The sequence below is a fragment of the Streptosporangium oxazolinicum genome, assembly GCF_039537505.1.
In the GTDB taxonomy this organism is placed as follows: domain Bacteria; phylum Actinomycetota; class Actinomycetes; order Streptosporangiales; family Streptosporangiaceae; genus Streptosporangium; species Streptosporangium oxazolinicum.
On the sequence record NZ_BAABAQ010000002.1, the window covers coordinates 205,082 to 224,121 of the forward strand.

Below are 19,040 nucleotides of genomic sequence, written 5' to 3' on the forward strand. Positions count from 1 at the left end.
TCTTGGAAGGTGCGGGCCGGGTCAGCTCTGACCGCTCTCCGGCTGTGCGAGCCACCACGGGTTGGCCCGCGCCCACGCGATCGTCGCGCCCAGACCGTCGCGGAGCGAGGTGGTGCTTCGCCAGCCGAGGACGGCGGCCGCCTTGCGCGCGTCGGGGACGCGGCGGCGCAGGTCCTGGTAGCTGTTTCCCAGCCGCTCCTCCATGTCCACGGGGATGACATCCGGCTCCACACCGGTGAGCTCGGCGACCAGCTCGATGGCCCGTCGCACCGGGGTCTCGTCCGAACTGCCGATGTTGAAGCACTCGCCGTCGGCCTTGGGGCTGGTGGCCGCCAGGATCGTCGCGGTGATCGCGTCGTCGACGAAGGTGAAACAGCGGGTCTGCCCGCCCTCGTCGTAGACCACCGGCGCCAGCCCGCGCAACGCCCGGTGGATGCTGCGGCTCACCACGAAGGCGGGCCGCTGCCTCGGACCGTAGACGTTGAAGTAACGGACGATCGTGGCGCGCAGGCCGTACGCGCGCACGAACCCGAAGGTGAGATGCTCGGCCAGCGCCTTGCTGGAGGAGTAACTCCAGCGCTCGGTGGCGGTGGAGCCGAGAACCCGGTCGGCGTCCTCGGACCACGGGACGGCGGGGTTCTTGCCGAACACCTCGCTGGTGCTCGCCACCACGACCTTGGCGCCCGTCTCGTTCGCGAGGTCGAGGACGTTCCTGGTGCCGAGCAGGTTGATGTCGATGACGTCCAGCGGGCGGTCGAGATAGCGGTCGACGCCGACCACGGCCGCCAGGTGGTAGACCACGTCGACGTCCGGTGTCATCACCTGGGCGACCTGGGCGCGGTCCCGGATGTCACCGGCCACGTAGCGCGTGTCGCCCGGCCCCTGGTCGGGCGGCGGTGAGCCGCCGTCGAACACGGTCACCTCGTCGCCCCGCTCCACGAGCCGCGACACCAGATGACTGCCGACGAAACCGCATCCGCCGGTCACCACCACCTTCGCCATGGCTCTACCGCCCGATCCCGCGGTAGGCGAAGCCCACCCGTCTCAACTTGGCGATCGTCTCCCTCGGGTAGTAGGCCCGGCCGTCGATCAGCACGCAGGAGCCGGACACCATCTCGCGGAGTTCGGTGAAGTCGATGGTCCCGAACTCCCTGTGCCAGGCGAGCACCGCCACGCAGTCGGCGCCGGACACCGCCTCCTCGTACGACTCGGACACCTTCAGCCCGAAGGTCTTCTCCACCTCGTCCGGGTGCACCAGCGGGTCGAAGGCGGTCACCTCGACCCCGGCGTCGCGCAGGCCGGACACCACCGGCTGGGTGGGGGTCTCCCGCAGGTCGCCGGTGTCGTTCTTGAAGGCGAGCCCGAGCACCGCCACCTTGGCCCCCTCGGGTCGCTTGCCGAGCTTGGCGAGCTCGGTGAGGATCAGCTCCACGGTGTACAGCGGCATGCCGGCGTTGACCTCGCGGGCCGCCGGAATGGTGAGCATGTCGATTCCCCGGCCCTTGGCCGCCTGCCACACCATCCACGGATCCTTTGTCAGGCACGAACCGCCGACCCCGACGCTGGGCAGCAGGATGTTGACGTTCCCGTTTCCCTTCGGAATGGTGTTGGCGGCCGATATCACGTCCAGGACGTCCATATCGAAAGTGGCGCAGAGTTTGGCCAGTTCGTTGGCGAGCGCGATGTTGTGGTCGATCCACCAGTTGTCGGCGAGTTTCACCATCTCCGCGGCCTCCAGCGAGGCGCACGCGATGACCTCGACCCCGATCGCGCGCCGCCAGAAGGCCACGGCCGCCTCGGTGCTCTCCTGGCACCAGCCTCCGACGACGATCGGGAAGCTCCGCATCTCCGCCAGTGCCGTACCCTCCGAGAGACGCTCGGGGCAGAACGCGAGCCCGAAGTCCACCCCGCAGGTGAGGCCGCTCCGCTCAAGGATCGGGACGACCAGCTCCCTGGTCGCCCCCGGTGGCACGGTGCTCTTGAAGATGAGGAGCTGGCCTCGCCGGATCCGCTGGCTCAACTCCTCACAGGCGCCCTTGAGCTGGGCGTCCTTCAACACACCTCGGCCGTGGATGGGGGTGCCGACCGCCACGATGACGACGTCCGCCCCGGTGATCGCGTCGTAGTCTGTGGTCACCCGCAGCTTGCCCGCGTCGAGCCCGCCGGCCATCAGCTCGGGCAGGCCGGTCTCGCTGAACCGGCAGTGCCGGTTGTTGAGCTCCTCGACGAGGGTCGTGTCGGTGTCGACACCGATCACCTCGACGCCCCTGTCGGCGAGGACGGCCGCCACACAGGAACCGACATAACCCAGGCCGAGAACGGCCGCGGTGATGTCTTCGGAATCCGGCAGGAATTGCATGCTCGCTCCATAGGGAATCGCACGGAGATTCAGAACTCGCGCAACATCGGCACACCGGGAAAGCCGTTCGCCGCGACCGCCCCGACCCAGAACAGCACCGTCGATTGGAGGCATGGAAAAAGCGAAAAGGTCCGCGAGACGTCGAATTCACCGACAGTGCTTGTGTAACGAGACTATGGTCGGCGACTTTGCCGCGACAACCCCTATCGGAGCCCCTAGCTCCCCTGAGCAGGGGGATCCGGCTGCGGCTCGGCGGCGGCATCCGGCGTCTGCGACGTGGCGGTGGGGAGGCTCCTCAGGACCGCGCGGATGGCCTCACCCAGATCCTCACCGGACGGGGCGCGGCCGGGGTCGAGGAGCCACTGCAGCGCCAGGCCCGGAAGCAGGGCGAGAACCAGCGAACCGATGGTGCGGGCGGCCCCCTCGTCGATCCCCGAGGTGGCCTTCATGATCACCGCGGCCATCCCCGCACGGGTCTCCTCGAAGCTCGTCGCGAGCTGCTCACGAAGCTCCGGAATGTGCTCGGCCTGGGCGAACGCCTCCACGCTGGAGACCCAGAGCGGGCGGTGCGTGGCGAAGGACTGGATGAGGTGCGTCCACGCCTTCTCGAACTGCTCGATCGGATCGGCGTCGGCGTCCCAGGACAGCGAGAGCATGACCGCGTCGAGCTCGTCGCCCCACTCGGCGAACGACTCGATGATGGCGGCGGTCAGCAGGGCTTCCTTGGAACCGAAGTGATAGCCGATGGAGGCGAGGTTGGCGCCGGAGGCGGCGACGATGTCGCGGGCGGTCGTGCGCCCGTATCCGCGCTCGTGGAGGCAGCGTTTCGCACCCGCCAGCAGATCATCCCGGTGTCCCACGATCATCATCTTACCTGATCATCGACCTGGCAGGCCGCCCCGTCATCGTCTATACAAACATATAAGACATATGTACATTGATCGCATGACAGTCCCAGCGAAGGCAGGGAAGCGCGAGTGGGCAGGGCTCGCGGTCCTGGTGCTTCCCACCCTGTTGATCTCCATGGACATGACGGCGCTGTTCTTCGCGCTGCCCAACCTGAGCGCCGACCTGGCTCCGAGCAGCGCCCAGCTGCTGTGGATCATGGACATCTACGCGTTCCTGCTCGCCGGTTCGATGATCACGATGGGCACGCTGGGCGACCGGGTCGGCCGGCGCAGGATGCTCATCATCGGCGGGGCCGTGTTCGGCGTGGTGTCGGTGGCGGCCGCGTTCTCCAACTCGGCGGAGATGCTGATCGCCACGCGCGCGCTGCTGGGCCTGGCCGGGGCCACCCTGGCACCCTCGACCCTGTCACTGATCCGCAGCATGTTCCTCGACGACCGTCAGCGGCGGACGGCGATCGCCATCTGGACCGCCGGGTTCTCCGGCGGCGCGGGGCTGGGCCCGATGCTGGGCGGCGTGCTGCTGGAGCACTTCTGGTGGGGATCGGTGTTCCTGGTCAACGTCCCGGTCATGCTGTTCCTGGTGGTGCTCGCCCCCCTGCTGCTCCCCGAGTTCCGCGACCCCAACCCGGGCAGGTTCGACCTGTTCAGCGCGTTCCTCTCCCTCGCGGCCGTCCTGCCGGTCATCTACGGCGTCAAGATGCTCGCCGAGGACGGCGTACGGTGGTCGCCCCTGGCCGCGATCGTCTTCGGGATCGTGATGGGGGTCGTCTTCGTACGACGGCAGCGGCGGCTGACCGACCCGCTCATCGACGTGCGGCTGTTCGCCGACCGGGCGTTCAGCACCTCCATCGGGGCCAACGTGCTCAGCATCTTCGGCATCGTCGGCTTCGGCTTCTTCGGCACCCAGTACATGCAGCTCGTCCTGGGGATGCGACCGCTCACCGCGGCGCTGTGGACCCTGCTGATCGCCCCGGCGATGGCGGTCTCCGTACTGTCGGCCTCCCTGCTGGTGCGATGGTTCCGTCCGGCGTACGTGGTCGCCGGGGCACTCGCGCTGATGGCGGCGGGCTTCGCCGCGCTCAGCCAGGTCTACATCGGCGATTCGCTGCTGATCGTGGGGGTGGGCTTCATGCTGCTCGCGGGCGGCTCGGGCGCGGTGGGCGCGCTCGCCGTCGACATGATCGTCGCGGCCGCGCCGCCGAAACGGGCGGGTGCGGCCTCGGCGCTGTCCGAGACCGGATCGGAGTTCGGCGGCGCCCTCGGGGTCGCGATCCTGGGCAGCGTCGGCGCCACCGTCTACCACGCCCGGATGGACGACGCGATCCCGCCCGGACTCCCGCCGGAGGCCGCGGAGGCGGCCAGGGACACCCTCGGCGGCGCCATGGAGGTCTCCAGATTCCTGCCGGATCCGGCCGTGTTCGTCCGGGTCGCGCAGGAGGCGTTCACCGAGGGGATGCGGACGGCGGCGACCGTCGGCGCCGCGATCCTGGCCGTGACCGCGGTCCTGGCCGTGCTACTGCTGCGGCACCTGCGGTCGGACGCCCAAAAGGACTCGGACGCCCAGAAGGACTCAGACGTTCAGAAGGAATCGGACGCCCAGCGAGACTCGGATGCTCAGGACGAGGCGGCCGTCACGGCGGACCTGACGAACGAACGGTGAATCCCCGGGGCCGAGCCCCGGGGTTCACCGCTCCGAGATCACAGCGTGGCGCGCAGCCATCCCTCGATCGCCCGAGCCGTCGTACCCGCGTGCGCCTCCTCCATCATCGTGAAGTGGTCGCCCGGCACCTGCAGCGTGGTGTGAGCGGACTTGAGGCCGGCCCGCCAGCCGTCCTCCCCCTCGGGGACGTCACCGAGAATCGAGCTCTCGGCGCGGACGAACAGCACCGGCGCCTCGATCTCCTCCAGCGTCACCTCGCCGATCAACCGGACGTAGCGCCCCATCGACGACAGCCGCGCGCTGTTGAACGGCCCGATCTCGGGCTCCCTCTCCAGCAGCCCGTAGAGCATCTGATCCCAGACCGCCTTGTTGTCCTCGTCGCGGACCAGGTAGGTGTCGAGCATGACGACCGCCTCGGGGCCTCGGCCGAGCCGCTCCAGATGACCGGCCGCGGCGTGCGCGAAGATCCCGCCCGAGGACATCCCGGCGAGCACGAAGGGCCGCTCGCCCACATCCGCGCGCACACTCTCGGCGAACACCTCAACCGCCGCCTCCACCGACTCGGGCAGGCTCTCACCCCGGGAGATACCGAGCACCCGAAGGGCCGAGACCTCTCGCTCACCGCGGAAGTACCTGGCGAAACGCGCGTACTGCTGGACACCGCCGAGCGCCATCGGCGAGGGGAAGCAGTACAGGACCGGACGCCGAGGCCCGTCAGCCAGCTTCACCGGCGCCGGAACCTGTTCGAGGTCTTTGACGGAGGCGAACGAGGGCCGGGTGGCGGCCACCCCGTCCAGCATGTCGAACCCCCGCTGCATCCGGCCGGAGTAGACCGCATCCCTGAAGATCTCGCTCAGGGTGTCGGCGGCGTCGGACACGACGAGGGCCGGGCTCTCCACGAGTGGCGGGCTCTCGGCCAGCGCGTCCACGAGGTGGCGGACGAGGTCGTCGGGAGTCGCGTGGTCGAACACGACCGTGGCCGGGAGGTCCAGCCCGATGGCCGCGCTCAACGCGCCGCGCAGTTCCATCGCGGTCGCGGAGTCGAAGCCGGACTCGAAGAATCCGGCTTCCGGATCGACGCTGTCGGCCGACGGGTGGCCCAGGACGTACGCGGTACGGGTCAGCACCAGTTCCCGTACCCGCTGCCGCCGCTCCTCCGGCGAGAGACCCGGCGGCAACGGCTCCACCTCGGGCACGGCGGTGAGGGCCTGGCCCGCGAGGTCACCCGACGGAACGCTCAGCCAGTAGCGCTGTCGTTGAAAGGAATAGGTCGGCAGGTCGATCCGCTGAGCGCCGGACCCGGTGAACAGCGTCGGCCAGTCGACCGCCACACCCCGGGTCCACGCCTGACCCAGTCCGCGGATCACGGCCTCGACCTCGTCGTGATCCTTACGCGCCAGGGGGGCGAACACGGCGCTCTGGGTCTCCATCGCCGACAGGGCAGGGCTCGGTCCGGCTTCGAGGAGAGTGGTGACGCCTTCGGCCTCCAGGGTGCGCACCGCGTCCCCGAACCGGACCGGTTCACGCACCTGCCGCACCCAATACTCCGCCGACACGATCTCCTCGGGATCGGCGAGCGCGCCGGTCAACGTCGACACCAGCGGGATGCGCGGCCGGTTCCACACCACCGACTCCAACACCGTACGGAAGTCCTCCAGCATCGGATCCATCCGCGCCGAATGGAAAGCGTGCGAGACCCGCAGCCGTTTGGCCCTGACCCCGTCCAACTGGTTCAACAGCGCCTCGACCGCGTCCTCGTCACCGGAAACCACCACCGAAGCTGGACCGTTCACCGCCGCCAACCCAACCCGCTCATTCACATACGGGACGACATCCGCTTCCGAGGCGGCTACTGCGGCCATCGCCCCACCCGGGGCCAGGGCCTGCATCAACCGGCCACGCGCCTCCACCACCCGGCACGCATCTTCCAACGACCACACCCCGGCCACGTAAGCAGCCGCGATCTCTCCTACTGAGTGCCCGCCGACGAAGTCCGGGACCACCCCCCACGACTCCATCAACCGGAACAGGGCGACCTCGAAGGCGAACAACCCCCGCTGGGCGTACACCGTCTGATCGATCAGCTCCGAACCGCCGAACACCACCTCCCTCACCGCTGCAGGGCAGGCGGCGTCGAAGGCTTCGGCGAACACCGGGAACGCCGCGTACAACCCCGCTCCCATCCCGGGCCGCTGCGCCCCCTGGCCGGAGAACAACACCGCGCACCGGCCTCCCGCGACCGACCCACTGACCAGCCCCTCCCCCACCACCACCGCACGGTGATCCAGAACCGTCCGGGTCGTGGCTAGCGAGTACCCGACATCCAGCGCGTCCCCCGCCCACGACGCCAACCTCGTAACCTGCGCACCCAACCCCTCAGCCGACTTGGCCGACACCACCCACGGCACCACCGGCAACCCACGCCCCACCACCCGAGCCACCGGCTCCTCCACGACCCCTTCCACGATCACGTGCGCGTTCGTCCCACTGATCCCGAACGACGACACCCCCGCACGACGAACCCCCCCACGCTCCGGCCACGGACGGGACTCCGCCAACAGCTCCACCGCACCCGACGACCAGTCCACATGCGACGACGGCTCATCCACATGCAACGACCTCGGCATCACCCCGTGCCGCATCGCCATCACCATCTTGATCACACCCGCCACCCCCGCAGCGGCCTGCGTATGACCCAGATTCGACTTCACCGACCCCAACCACAACGGAACCGACCGACCCTGCCCATAGGTGGCCAACAACGCCTGCGCCTCGATCGGATCACCCAACGTCGTCCCCGTACCGTGCCCCTCCACCACATCCACCTGATCCGCCGACACCCGAGCATTCACCAACGCCTGACGAATCACCCGCTGCTGCGCCGGACCATTCGGAGCCGTCAACCCATTCGACGCCCCATCCTGATTCACCGCACTACCACGAACCACCGCCAGCACCCGATGCCCATGACGACGAGCGTCCGACAACCGCTCCAGCACCAGCAGTCCCATGCCCTCGGCGAAGCCGGTTCCGTCGGCGGAGGTGGCGAACGCCCTGCACCGGCCGTCGGCCGACAGCCCCCGCTGCCGGGAGAACTCCACGAACGTCCCCGGCGTCGCCATCACGGTCACGCCACCGGCCAGCGCCAGCGAGCACTCCTCACCGCGCAGCGACCGAACCGCCAGATGCAACGCCACCAGCGAGGAGGAACAGGCGGTGTCCACCGTCACCGCCGGACCCTCCAAACCGAAGGTGTAGGCCACCCGCCCGGACACGATGCTTCCCGAACCGAAGCTGCCGGGATAGTCGTGATACATCGCCCCCGCGAACACGCCGGTCCGGCTTTCGCGCAGCGCGACGGGGTCGAGTCCGGCGCTCTCCAGCGCCTCCCACGCACCCTCCAGCAGCAACCGCTGTTGCGGGTCGGTGCCCAGCGCCTCCCGGGGCGACATGCCGAAGAACGCCGGATCGAACTCCCCCGCGTCGTGCAGGAACCCGCCCCGCCGGGTGTAGCTCGTCCCCGGACGGCCCGGCTCGGGGTGGTAGAGCTTCTCGATCTCCCAGTCCCGGTCGCCGGGGAACTCCGTGATCGCGTCGCCACCGTCGGCCACCAGCCGCCACAGCTCCTCCGGCGAGGTCACCCCGCCCGGGAACCGGCAGGACATACCGATGACCGCGATCGGCTCGTGTGACTGGGCCAGGAGTTTCCTGTTCTGCTCGCGCAGTCTTTCGCTCTCCTTGAGAGACGCGCGGAGTGCTTCGACGACCTTCGTGTCAGGACTCGTCATTGCGGCGTCATCCTCTTTCGTTGTCGTGCGTTCCCAGGGCCATGCTGATCAGGCTTTCGGTGTCCATCTCGTCGATGGCCCCGTCGGCCGGTGGGTCATCCGCGTCGGGCTCGCGTTCGCGGCGGACTCCGGCGAGCTCGAACAGGCTGTCCAGCAGACCCGCCTCACGCAGCCGGGCCAGCGGAATGGACTGCAGGATCGCCCGGATCTCCGATGAGTCGTCGGAGGCGGGCAGAGCGACGGTGAGTTCCTTGTCCAGCGCCGAGGCCAGGGCCCGGGGATTCGGGTGATCGAAGACGGCCGTGACGGGCAGCCTCAGCCCGGTGGTCGCGTTGACGCGGTTGCGGAACTCCACCGCCGTCAACGAGTCGAAGCCGAGCTCGGTGAAGGCACGGTCGGGTTCGATGTGGGAGGCGTCCGCGTGGCCGAGCACCGCCGCGGCGGTGGCCCGCACCAGTTCCACCAGCTCCGCCGACCGCTTCTCCTCCGTCAGTCCGGTGAGGCGATCCCGCAGCGCCGCCGAGGCGTCCGTGCCACTCGCCGTACGGCGGAGCGGGGTGCGCACGAGACCGCGCAACACCGGCGGCAGGTTGTCGCCGAGCGCGGCGAGCGCGGTGGCGTTCAGCGCGATCGGCACCGCCGAGGGGGCGCCGGTCGCGCAGGCCGCGTCGAACAGTTCCAGGCCCCGTTCCGGGGTGAGCGGCTCGATGCCCAGCCGCTCGACCCGGCGGGCGTCGGCACCGGCCAGCCCGCTCGCCATGCCCTCGCCCGCCCACACTCCCCACGCCAGTGAGAGCCCGGGAAGGCCGAGGCCCTGCCGGTGCCGGGCCAGGCCGTCGAGGAAGGCGTTGGCGGCGGCGTAGTTGCCCTGTCCGGGTGTGCCGAACATACCCGCGGCCGAGGAGAACAGCACGAAGGCGCCCAGGTCGAGATCCCTGGTCAGCTCGTGCAGGTTCAGCGCGGCGTCGACCTTGGGACGCAGGACCGTGTCCATGAGCTCCGGCGTCAGGGACGGCAGCACGCCGTCGGCGAGCACTCCCGCCACGTGTACGACCCCGGTCAGGGGATGGTCACCGGAGATACCGGCCAGCAGCCGCCGTGTCTCGTCCCTGTCGGCGAGGTCGCAGGCGGCGACCTCGACGTGCGCGCCGAGGCCGGTGAGATCGGTCACCAGCTCGGTGACACCGGGCGCTCGATCGCCACTGCGACTGGCCAGCACCAGGTGCCTGACACCGTGGCCGGTCACCAGGTGCCTGGCCACCAACCGGCCCAGCGTGCCGGTGCCACCGGAGACGAGCACGGTGCCGCGAGCGTCCCACCGTACGCCGGTGCCGGGGACGACCGCGACGTCTCCCTCCGCATCGGGAGAACGGCCGATTCGCGACAACCGTGGCATCCAGACCTGGCCGGCTCGTACGGCGAGTTGGGGTTCGCCCGTCGCGACGGCCGCGACCACGGCGCGCTGGGACTCGGCGTCGTCGTCCAGGTCCACCAGCACGACGCGGCCGGGATTCTCCGACTGCGCGGACCGGACCAACCCCCACACGGCCGCACCCGGCAGATCGGTGACCTCGGAACCGCCCGCCTCGACCGCTCCCCGGGTGACGACGACGAGCCTGCCCGTCCGCTCGTCACGTATCCACTTCTGCAGGATCGCCAGGACCCGATGCGTCTCGGCCCGTACGGCGTCGGCGGTATTTTCTCCGGGGCCGGAGCGGAGGACGACGATGTCGTCCTCACCGGCCATCACCGGATCCTCGGCGGATTCGACCGCCACCTGATCGGCCAGTGCGCGGGCAAGCCCGTTGCCCGTCGTGGTGGCGACCGGTTCGGCCGGGCAGGGCACCCAGTCCAGCCGGAACAGCGACTCGTGTTCTGGGGTCGGCTGGTCGAGCGCGGCCGGTCTGAGCAGCAGTGCCGCCGAGGCCACCGGGGTGCCCGTGGCATCCTTCACCTCGACCGCGACCGCCTCCGCGCTCTCCGCCCGGATCACGACGCGCAGATCGGAGGCTCCGGTGGCGTGCAGTTCCACATCGGACCAGCTGAACGGCAGCAGGACCTGTTCGCCTCCCAGACCGCTCGCCGCGACCACGTGCAGGGCGGCGTCCAGCGCGGCCGGGTGCAGCCCGAACCTGGCGGCCTCGGTCCTCGCCTGCTCTGCGAGCTCCGTCTCCGCGTACAGTTCCCCGTCCCTCCGCCACGCCCTGCGCAGCCCTTGGAAGGCGGGCCCGTAGCTCAGCCCGGCGTCGGCCAGCCGTTCGTAGAATCCCGCCAGCTCGATCGGCTCGGCGTCCGGAGGCGGCCACGCTCCCGCAAGCGCGGGCGGACGACGGGTCCCCGCCGTGAGCAGGCCGGTCGCGTGGTGTGTCCAGAGGGCGTCGCCCAGCGCGCTGTCGTGGCGGGAGTGGACGTTGACGGTCCGCGAACCGTTCTCATCGGGGGCGCCCACGGCGAACTGGACGTCGACCGCTCCCCGTTCGGGGATGACGAGGGGCGCCTGGATCGTCAGCTCCGCCAGGCGGTCGAGGCCCACCCGGTCCCCCGCGTGGAAGGCCATCTCCACGTAGGCGGTCGCGGGCAGGATCACGGCTCCGCCTACGGTGTGATCGGCCACCCAGGGATGCGTCCGCCTGGACAGGCGGGCGGTGAACAGCAGTCCCGCCGAGCCCGCCAATTCCACGACGCTCGCGAGCAGCGGGTGCCCCGAGGTGAAGGATCCGCTCGCCGTACTGCTGTCCAGCCAGTAGTGCTCGCGTTGGAAGGGATAGGTCGGCAGGTCGATCCGCTGAGCACCGGACCCCGCGAACATCGTCGGCCAGTCGACCGTGACGCCCCGGGTCCATGCCTGGCCCACCCCACGGATCGTTGCCTCGACCTCGTCGTGATCCTTACGCGCCAGAGGAGCGAACACGGCGCTCTGGGTCTCCATCGCCGACAGGGCAGGGCTTGGCCCGGCTTCGAGGAGCGTGGTGACGCCCTCGGCCTCCAAGGTGCGCACCGCATCCCCGAACCGGACGGGTTCGCGGACCTGCCGCACCCAGTACTCCGGCGACGCGATCTCCTCGGGATCAGCGAGCGCGCCGGTCAACGTCGACACCAGCGGGATACGGGGCCGATTCCACACCACCGACTCCAGGACCGTGCGGAAGTCCTCCAGCATCGGATCCATCCGCGCCGAATGGAAAGCGTGCGAAACCTTTAGCCGTTTGGCCCTGATCCCGTCCAACTGATCCAGCAACGCCTCGACCGCGTCCTCATCACCGGAGACCACCACCGACGCCGGACCATTGACCGCCGCCAACCCAACCCGCTCATTCAGGTACGGGGCAATGTCCGCTTCCGAGGCGGCTACCGCGGCCATCGCCCCACCGGGGGGCAGGGCCTGCATTAACCGGCCGCGTGCCTCCACCACCCGGCAGGCATCTTCCAAAGACCACACCCCGGCTACGTGAGCAGCGGCGATCTCCCCTATGGAGTGTCCGCCGACGAAGTCCGGGACCACCCCCCACGACTCCAGCAACCGGAACAGGGCGACCTCGAAGGCGAACAGCCCCTGCTGGGCGTACACCGTCTGGTCGATCAGCCCCGAACCCCCGAACAGCACCTCCTTAACCGCTGCAGGGCAGGCGGCGTCGAAGGCTTCGGCGAACACCGGGAACGCGGCATACAGCTCCGCTCCCATCCCGGGCCGCTGTGCTCCCTGGCCGGAGAACAGCACCGCACACCGACCCCCCGCGACCGACCCACTCACCAACCCCCCACCCACCATCACCGCACGGTGATCCAGAACGGTCCGGGTCGTGGCCAGGGAGTATCCGATGTCCAGCGCGTTCCCGGCCCACGACGTCAACCGCGTGACCTGCGCACCCAACCCCTCAGCCGACTTGGCCGACACCACCCACGGCACCACCGGCAACCCACGCCCCACCACCCGAGCCACCGGCTCCTCCACCACCCCCTCCACGATCACGTGCGCGTTCGTCCCACTGATCCCAAACGACGACACCCCCGCACGACGAGGCCCTTCGCGCTCCGGCCACGGCCGGGCCTCGGTCAACACCTCGACCGCGCCCGAGGACCAGTCCACGTGCGGTGAGGGCTCGTCCACGTGCAGCGTCTTCGGCATCACCCCGTGCCGCATCGCCATCACCATCTTGATCACACCCGCCACCCCCGCAGCGGCCTGCGTATGACCCAGATTCGACTTCACCGACCCCAACCACAAAGGGACGGTCCGGCCCTGACCGTACGTCGCCAGCAACGCCTGCGCCTCGATCGGATCACCCAACGTCGTCCCCGTACCGTGCCCCTCCACCACATCCACCTGATCCGCCGACACCCGAGCATTCGCCAACGCCTGACGAATCACCCGCTGCTGCGCCGGACCATTCGGAGCCGTCAACCCATTCGACGCCCCATCCTGATTCACCGCACTACCACGAACCACCGCCAGCACCCGGTGCCCGTTACGACGAGCGTCCGACAACCGCTCCAGCACCAGGACCCCGGCGCCCTCGGCCCAGCCCGTACCGTCGGCCGACGAGGAGAACGCCTTGCACCGGCTGTCCCCGGCCAGTCCGCCCTGGCGGCTGAACTCCACGAAGGTCTCCGGTGTCGCCATCACCGTCGCTCCACCGGCCAGGGCGAGCGAGCACTCCCCCTGGCGCAACGACTGACCGGCCAGATGCAGCGCCACCAGTGAGGAGGAGCAGGCGGTGTCCACCGTCACCGCCGGACCCTCCAGACCAAAGGTGTAGGCCACCCGCCCGGACGCGATGGCGCCGGTACTGCTGCTGCCGATGTAGTCGTGGTACATCAGACCGGCGAACACCCCGGTCGAGCTGCCCCGCAGCAGGGCCGGGTCGATCCCCGCCCGTTCGAAGGCCTCCCACGCCGTCTCAAGGAGCAGCCGCTGCTGCGGATCGACGATCAGCGCCTCGCGAGGGCTGATCCCGAAGAACCCGGGATCGAACTCCCCCGCCTCGTGCAGGAACCCGCCCTCCCGCACGTAGCTCGTCCCCGGCCGGCTCCGTTCCGGGTCGTACAGCTCCCCGAGGTTCCAGCCGCGATCGGTCGGGAATCCGGAGATCGCGTCCTCTCCCCGGTCGAGCAGCCGCCAGAGGTCCTCGGGCGAGCGCACCCCGCCCGGATAGCGGCAGGCCATCCCCACGATCGCGATCGGCTCCTCCGCACTCACCGTGGAACTCGCGGAGAGGGTGGCCTCCGGGGAAGGCGCACCCAGGATCAACTCACCCAGGAAGCGCGCCAGCGCGGCCGGAGTCGGATGGTCGAACACCAGGGTCGCGGGCAGCCGCAGGCCGGTGGCGGTCCCCAGCCGGTTACGCAGTTCCACGGCGGTCAGGGAGTCGAAACCGAGGTCCTGGAAGGCGCGGTCCTGGTCGATCTCACCGGGCGAGCCGTACCCGAGAACCGCCGCGACCTGGCCGACCACCAGGTCACGCAACGTCTCCAGGCTCTTGTCCTCCGTCATCGCGCGTACCCGCTCAGCGAGACCACCGGCCGGAGAGCCGGGATCGGCGGACGGGCGCGCCGGTCCCCACAGCCCGTGGAAGATCGGCGGCAACGTGCCGGCGTCGCGCAGTGCCGAGGTGTCCAGCCGGACGGGGATCACCGTCGCCTCGTCCACCCCGATCGCGGTGTCGAAGAGCGCCAGCCCCTCCTCCTCGGACAGGGGGAGCACCCCGTTGCGGGAAATGCGGGAGCGGTCCGCCCGGACCAACGTCTCGGACATCCCCGACTCCTGCCCCCACAGCCCCCACGCCAGCGAGAGGGCGGGCAGCCCGTCGGCTCGCCGACGGGCCGCGACGGCGTCGAGGCAAGCGTTCGCGGCGGCGTAGTTGCCCTGCCCCGCGTTCCCGAACACTCCGGCGATGGAGGAGAACAGTACGAACGCGGTCAGGTCGAGGTCCCTGGTCAGCTCGTGCAGGTTCAGCGCGGCGTCGACCTTCGGCCGGAACACCGTGTCCAGGCGTTCCTCCGTCAGCGAGGCGATGGTCCCGTCGTCCAGCACCCCGGCGACGTGCACCACGCCGGTCAGCGGTCGTTTCGCGGGAATCGTTTCGAGCAGGGCCGCCAGCGCGTCCCTGTCGGCCACGTCGCAGGCTCTCAGCTCGACGGTGGCCCCGAGACCGGTCAGTTCCGCGACCAGTCCGGTGTCGGTCGCGGACCGGCTGACCAGCAGGAGGTTCCGGACTCCGTGCCCGGTGACGAGATGTCTGGCGACCAGGCCGCCGAGGAAGCCCGTGGCCCCCGTGACCAGGACGGTGCCCGCGCCGTCGAACGCGTTCGGCGGGGAGCCGTCCTCCGCCCGTGCCCTGGCCAGGCGCGGGGCGTGGAGCACCCCGCCACGTACCGCCACCTGGGGTTCACCGGTGGCGAGCACCGAGGGGAGGAGGCGGGCGATGTCGGCGGTTTCCCGGTCGGTGTCGACCAGCACGATCCTGGACGGGTTCTCCACCTGCGCGGACCGCACGAGTCCCCACACCGTCGCGGCGGCCACGTCCACCTTCTCGTCACCGCTCACCGCCATCGCGCCCCGCGTGAGCATGACCAGCGTCGACGTGGCGGCGCGGTCGTCGGTGAGCCAGGACCGCAGTACGGCCAGCGCCCGGCAGGCGGCGGCCCGCACCGCCCGCGCGTCGTCACCGCCGTCGCACTCGACCACCACCATGTCCGTCAGATCGGGCGCCGGGGCGTCGAGTCGCTGCCAGGCCAGCCGGTAGAGCGAGCCGGATGGCCCGGAGACGGACTGCCCGGAGGCGGAACGGGCGTCGGGCAGCGGCCGGGTCACCAGCGCGTCCACCACGGCGACCGGTGCGCCCGCGCCGTCGGCGATCCGCATCGCCACCGCCCTGCCGGCCGCGTCCCGCACCAGGCGCACCCGCACCGTCGACGCGCCACCGGCGTACAACGTGACGCCGGACCACGAGAACGGCAGCCAGGCCCCGCTCTCCTCATCCCGTACGGGGTCCTCGGCGATTCCCGCCATGCCCAGCACGTGCAGGCTCGCGTCGAACAGCGCGGGGTGCAGCCCGAACCGCGCCGCGTCGGCCGTCGCGACCTCGGGCAGGCTCACCTCGGCGAACACCTCGTCCCCGCTGCGCCAGGCCGCCCGCAGCCCGGTGAAGACCGGCCCGTAGACAAGCCCGCTGTCGGCGAGCCGCTCGTAGACGCCGTCGACGTCGATCGGCTCGGCACCGGCGGGCGGCCAGCTGCGCAGGTCGAAGGAGGACGACCGGATCACCGTGCCGAGCAGGCCGGTGGCGTGCCGGGTCCAGGGAGAGTCCGGCCCGAGGTGCTCGGCCCTGCTGTGCACGGACAGCGTTCTCCTGCCGGTCTCGTCCGGCTCGCCGACCGTCACCTGAACCGTCACGCCGCCCCGCTCGGGAAGCACCAGCGGACTCTCCAGCGTGAGCTCCTCCACGTTCGAACAGCCCACCTGGTCGCCCGCCCGCACGGCGAGCTCGACGAAGCCGGTGCCGGGGAAGATCACCGCCCCCATCACCCGGTGGTCGGCCAACCAGGGTTGCGTCTCCACCGACAACCGCCCCGTCAACACCACCCCCTGCGAATCGGCCAACACCACCGCCGCCGCCAGCAAAGGATGACCAGCCGCACTCACCCCCAACAACCCCACATCACCCGAACCAACACCCCCCTCCAACCAATAACGCCTCCGCTGAAAGGGATAGGTCGGCAGGTCGATCCGCTCAGCACCGGACCCGGTGAACAACATCGACCAGTCGACCGCCACACCCCGGATCCACGCCTGACCCACCCCACGGACCACGGCCTCGACCTCATCGTGCTCCTTACGCGCCAACGGGACGAACACACCGTCCCGCGCACCCATCGCCGACAACGCGGCACTCGGCCCGGCTTCGACGAACGTCTTCACCCCCTCGGCCTCCAGGGTGCGCACCGCGTCGCCGAACCGGACCGGCTCACGCACCTGCCGCACCCAGTACTCGGCGGACGCGATCTCGTCGGGGTCGGCGAGCGCACCGGTCAACGTCGACACCAGCGGGATGCGCGGCCGGTTCCACACCACCGACTCCAGCACCGTACGGAAGTCGTCCAGCATCGGATCCATCCGCGCCGAATGGAAAGCGTGCGAGACCCGTAGCCGTTTGGCTCTGACCCCGTCCAACTGGTCCAGCAGCGCCTCGACCGCGTCCTCGTCACCAGAGACCACCACCGACGCCGGACCGTTCACCGCCGCCAACCCAACCCGCTCACTTAAACACGGGACGACATCCGCTTCCGAGGCCGCCACCGCCGCCATCGCCCCACCAGCGGGAAGAGCCTGCATCAACCGGCCACGTGCCTCCACCACCCGGCAGGCATCTTCCAACGACCACACCCCCGCCACATGAGCAGCCGCGATCTCCCCCACCGAATGACCCCCGACGAAATCCGGAACCACCCCCCACGACTCCACCAACCGGAACAACGCCACCTCGAACGCGAACAACCCCCGCTGGGCGTACACCGTCTGATCGATCAGCTCCGAACCACCGAACACCACCTCCCTCACCGCTTCCGGGCAGGCCGCGTCGAAGGCTTCGGCGAACACCGGGAACGCCGCATACAACCCCGCTCCCATCCCGGGCCGCTGCGCCCCCTGACCCGAGAACAGCACCGCGCACAACCCACCCGCGACCGGTCCCTGATCCGTACCCTCCTCGGCCACCGCGTCCAGACCTGTGGTCGCCGTGGCCTCGTCCCGGGCCACCACCACGGCCCGGTTCTCGAAAGCGGTCCGGGTCGTCGCCAGCGAGTACCCGACGTCCACGAGGTCGGCCCCGGCCGCCAGCAGCGAGGAGACGCCCGTCGCCTGGGCCCGCAGCGCCTCCGGCCCGCGTCCCGACAGCGGCACGACCACGCCGCCCACCGGTCGTCGCCGTGCCTCGGGGGCCCCTCCCTCGATCGGGGGCGCCTCCTCAAGGATCATGTGCGCGTTCGTCCCGCTGACGCCAAAGGAGGAGACTCCCGCCCGGCGCGGCCGATCGAGCCCCGGCCACGGCAGCGCCTCGGTGAGCAGCCGGACGGACCCCGCCGACCAGTCCACGTGCGACGACGGCTCGGTGACGTGCAACGTCTTCGGCAGTGACGCGTGCCGCAGCGCCTGCACCATCTTGATCACGCCGCTGATCCCGGCGGCGGCCTGCGCGTGCCCGATGTTCGACTTCACCGACCCCAGCCACAGCGGGCCGGTCCGGCCCTGCCCGTACGTCGCCAGCAGTGCCTGCGCCTCGATCGGGTCGCCGAGTGTCGTCCCCGTGCCGTGTCCCTCCACCACGTCCACCTGGTCGGCGGTCACCCCCGCGTTCGCCAGCGCCTGCCAGATGACGCGTTGCTGCGACAGGCCGTTCGGCGCGGTCAGGCCGTTGGACGCGCCGTCCTGGTTGACCGCGCTGCCCCGGATCACCGCCAGCACCCGGTGGCCGTTGCGGCGGGCGTCGGACAGCCGCTCCAGCAGGACCATTCCCGCGCCCTCCGCCCAGCCCGTGCCGTCCGCGGAGTCGGAGAACGCCTTGCACCGGCCGTCCACGGCGAGCCCGCTCTGCTTGCTGAACGCCAGGAACGGCGCGGGCGTCGACATGATGTTCACCCCACCGGCCAGCGCCATGGAGCACTCCCCCTGCCGCAGCGACTGGCAGGCCACGTGGAGTGCCACCAGCGAGGAGGAACAGGCCGTGTCGATGGTGACGGCGGGTCCCTCGAAGCCGAACGTGTAGGAGACCCGGCCCGAGATCACACCTCCCGAGCTGGCCGTGCTCAGGTACGCGGCGGCGGTCTCCGGGGCGGCGGCCAGCAGGGTGGAGTAGTCCTGGCCGCCGCTGCCGACGAAGACGCCGAGTGAGGTGCCGCGCAGGGACTCGGGCACGAGGCCCGCCCGTTCGAGCGCCTCCCAGCACACCTCCAGCACCAGCCGCTGCTGCGGGTCCATGGTGACCGCCTCGCGCGGGGAGATCCCGAAGAACCGCGCGTCGAAGTCGGGCGCGTCGTGCACGAATCCGCCCTCGTGGGCGTACTCGTCCCCGATGACGTCGCCGAGTGCCCAGCCTCGGTCGGCGGGGAAACGCCCGACCGCGTCCCGTCCCTCGTCGACCAGCCGCCACAGGTCCTCGGGCGAGCGCACGCCACCGGGGTACCGGCAGCCGATCGAGACGATGGCGATCGGTTCCTGCTCGCCCCTGTCCACCTGACGCAGCCGTTCGCGGGCCTGGTGGAGATCGGCCGTCACCTTCTTGAGGTAGTCAAGCAGCTTGTCCTCGTTCGCCATGTCCAGCCCCGCCCAT

6 protein-coding genes are annotated in these 19,040 nt (G+C 70.3%); 1 reads left to right on the top strand and 5 read right to left on the bottom strand.

The annotated features are described in order from the left end of the window. Positions 1–21: 21 nt before the first annotated feature. From ABD817_RS06175 to ABD817_RS06185, 3 genes are all read right to left on the bottom strand, one after another. A complete protein-coding gene (locus ABD817_RS06175; protein ID WP_344915900.1) occupies positions 22–1,002 on the bottom strand; it encodes an NAD-dependent epimerase/dehydratase family protein in 981 nt (326 codons plus the stop codon). Positions 1,003–1,006: 4 nt separating this feature from the next. Beyond that, the gene (locus ABD817_RS06180; RefSeq protein ID WP_344915902.1) at positions 1,007–2,359 is read right to left on the bottom strand and encodes a nucleotide sugar dehydrogenase; all 1,353 of its coding nucleotides are present in this window, start codon (positions 2,357–2,359) and stop codon (positions 1,007–1,009) included. Between the two features lie 215 nt (positions 2,360–2,574). Further along, positions 2,575–3,219, bottom strand: coding sequence for a TetR/AcrR family transcriptional regulator (locus tag ABD817_RS06185; protein ID WP_344915904.1), 645 nt, complete (start codon positions 3,217–3,219; stop codon positions 2,575–2,577). A 70-nt stretch (positions 3,220–3,289) separates the two neighbouring features. Between ABD817_RS06185 and ABD817_RS06190 the strand changes: the two genes are divergently transcribed. Continuing rightward, positions 3,290–4,927 (top strand): MFS transporter, encoded by a 1,638-nt coding sequence (locus ABD817_RS06190; RefSeq protein WP_425583275.1) that lies wholly within the window; start codon positions 3,290–3,292, stop codon positions 4,925–4,927. A 38-nt stretch (positions 4,928–4,965) separates the two neighbouring features. Here ABD817_RS06190 and ABD817_RS06195 read toward each other — a convergent pair whose 3' ends face one another. Together ABD817_RS06195 and ABD817_RS06200 are read right to left on the bottom strand one after the other, a co-directional pair. Next, on the bottom strand, positions 4,966–8,715 hold the full coding sequence (locus tag ABD817_RS06195; RefSeq protein ID WP_344915908.1) for a type I polyketide synthase: 3,750 nt from the start codon (positions 8,713–8,715) through the stop codon (positions 4,966–4,968). Positions 8,716–8,722: 7 nt separating this feature from the next. Next, the gene (locus ABD817_RS06200; protein WP_344915910.1) at positions 8,723–19,024 is read right to left on the bottom strand and encodes an SDR family NAD(P)-dependent oxidoreductase; all 10,302 of its coding nucleotides are present in this window, start codon (positions 19,022–19,024) and stop codon (positions 8,723–8,725) included. Positions 19,025–19,040: the final 16 nt, after the last annotated feature.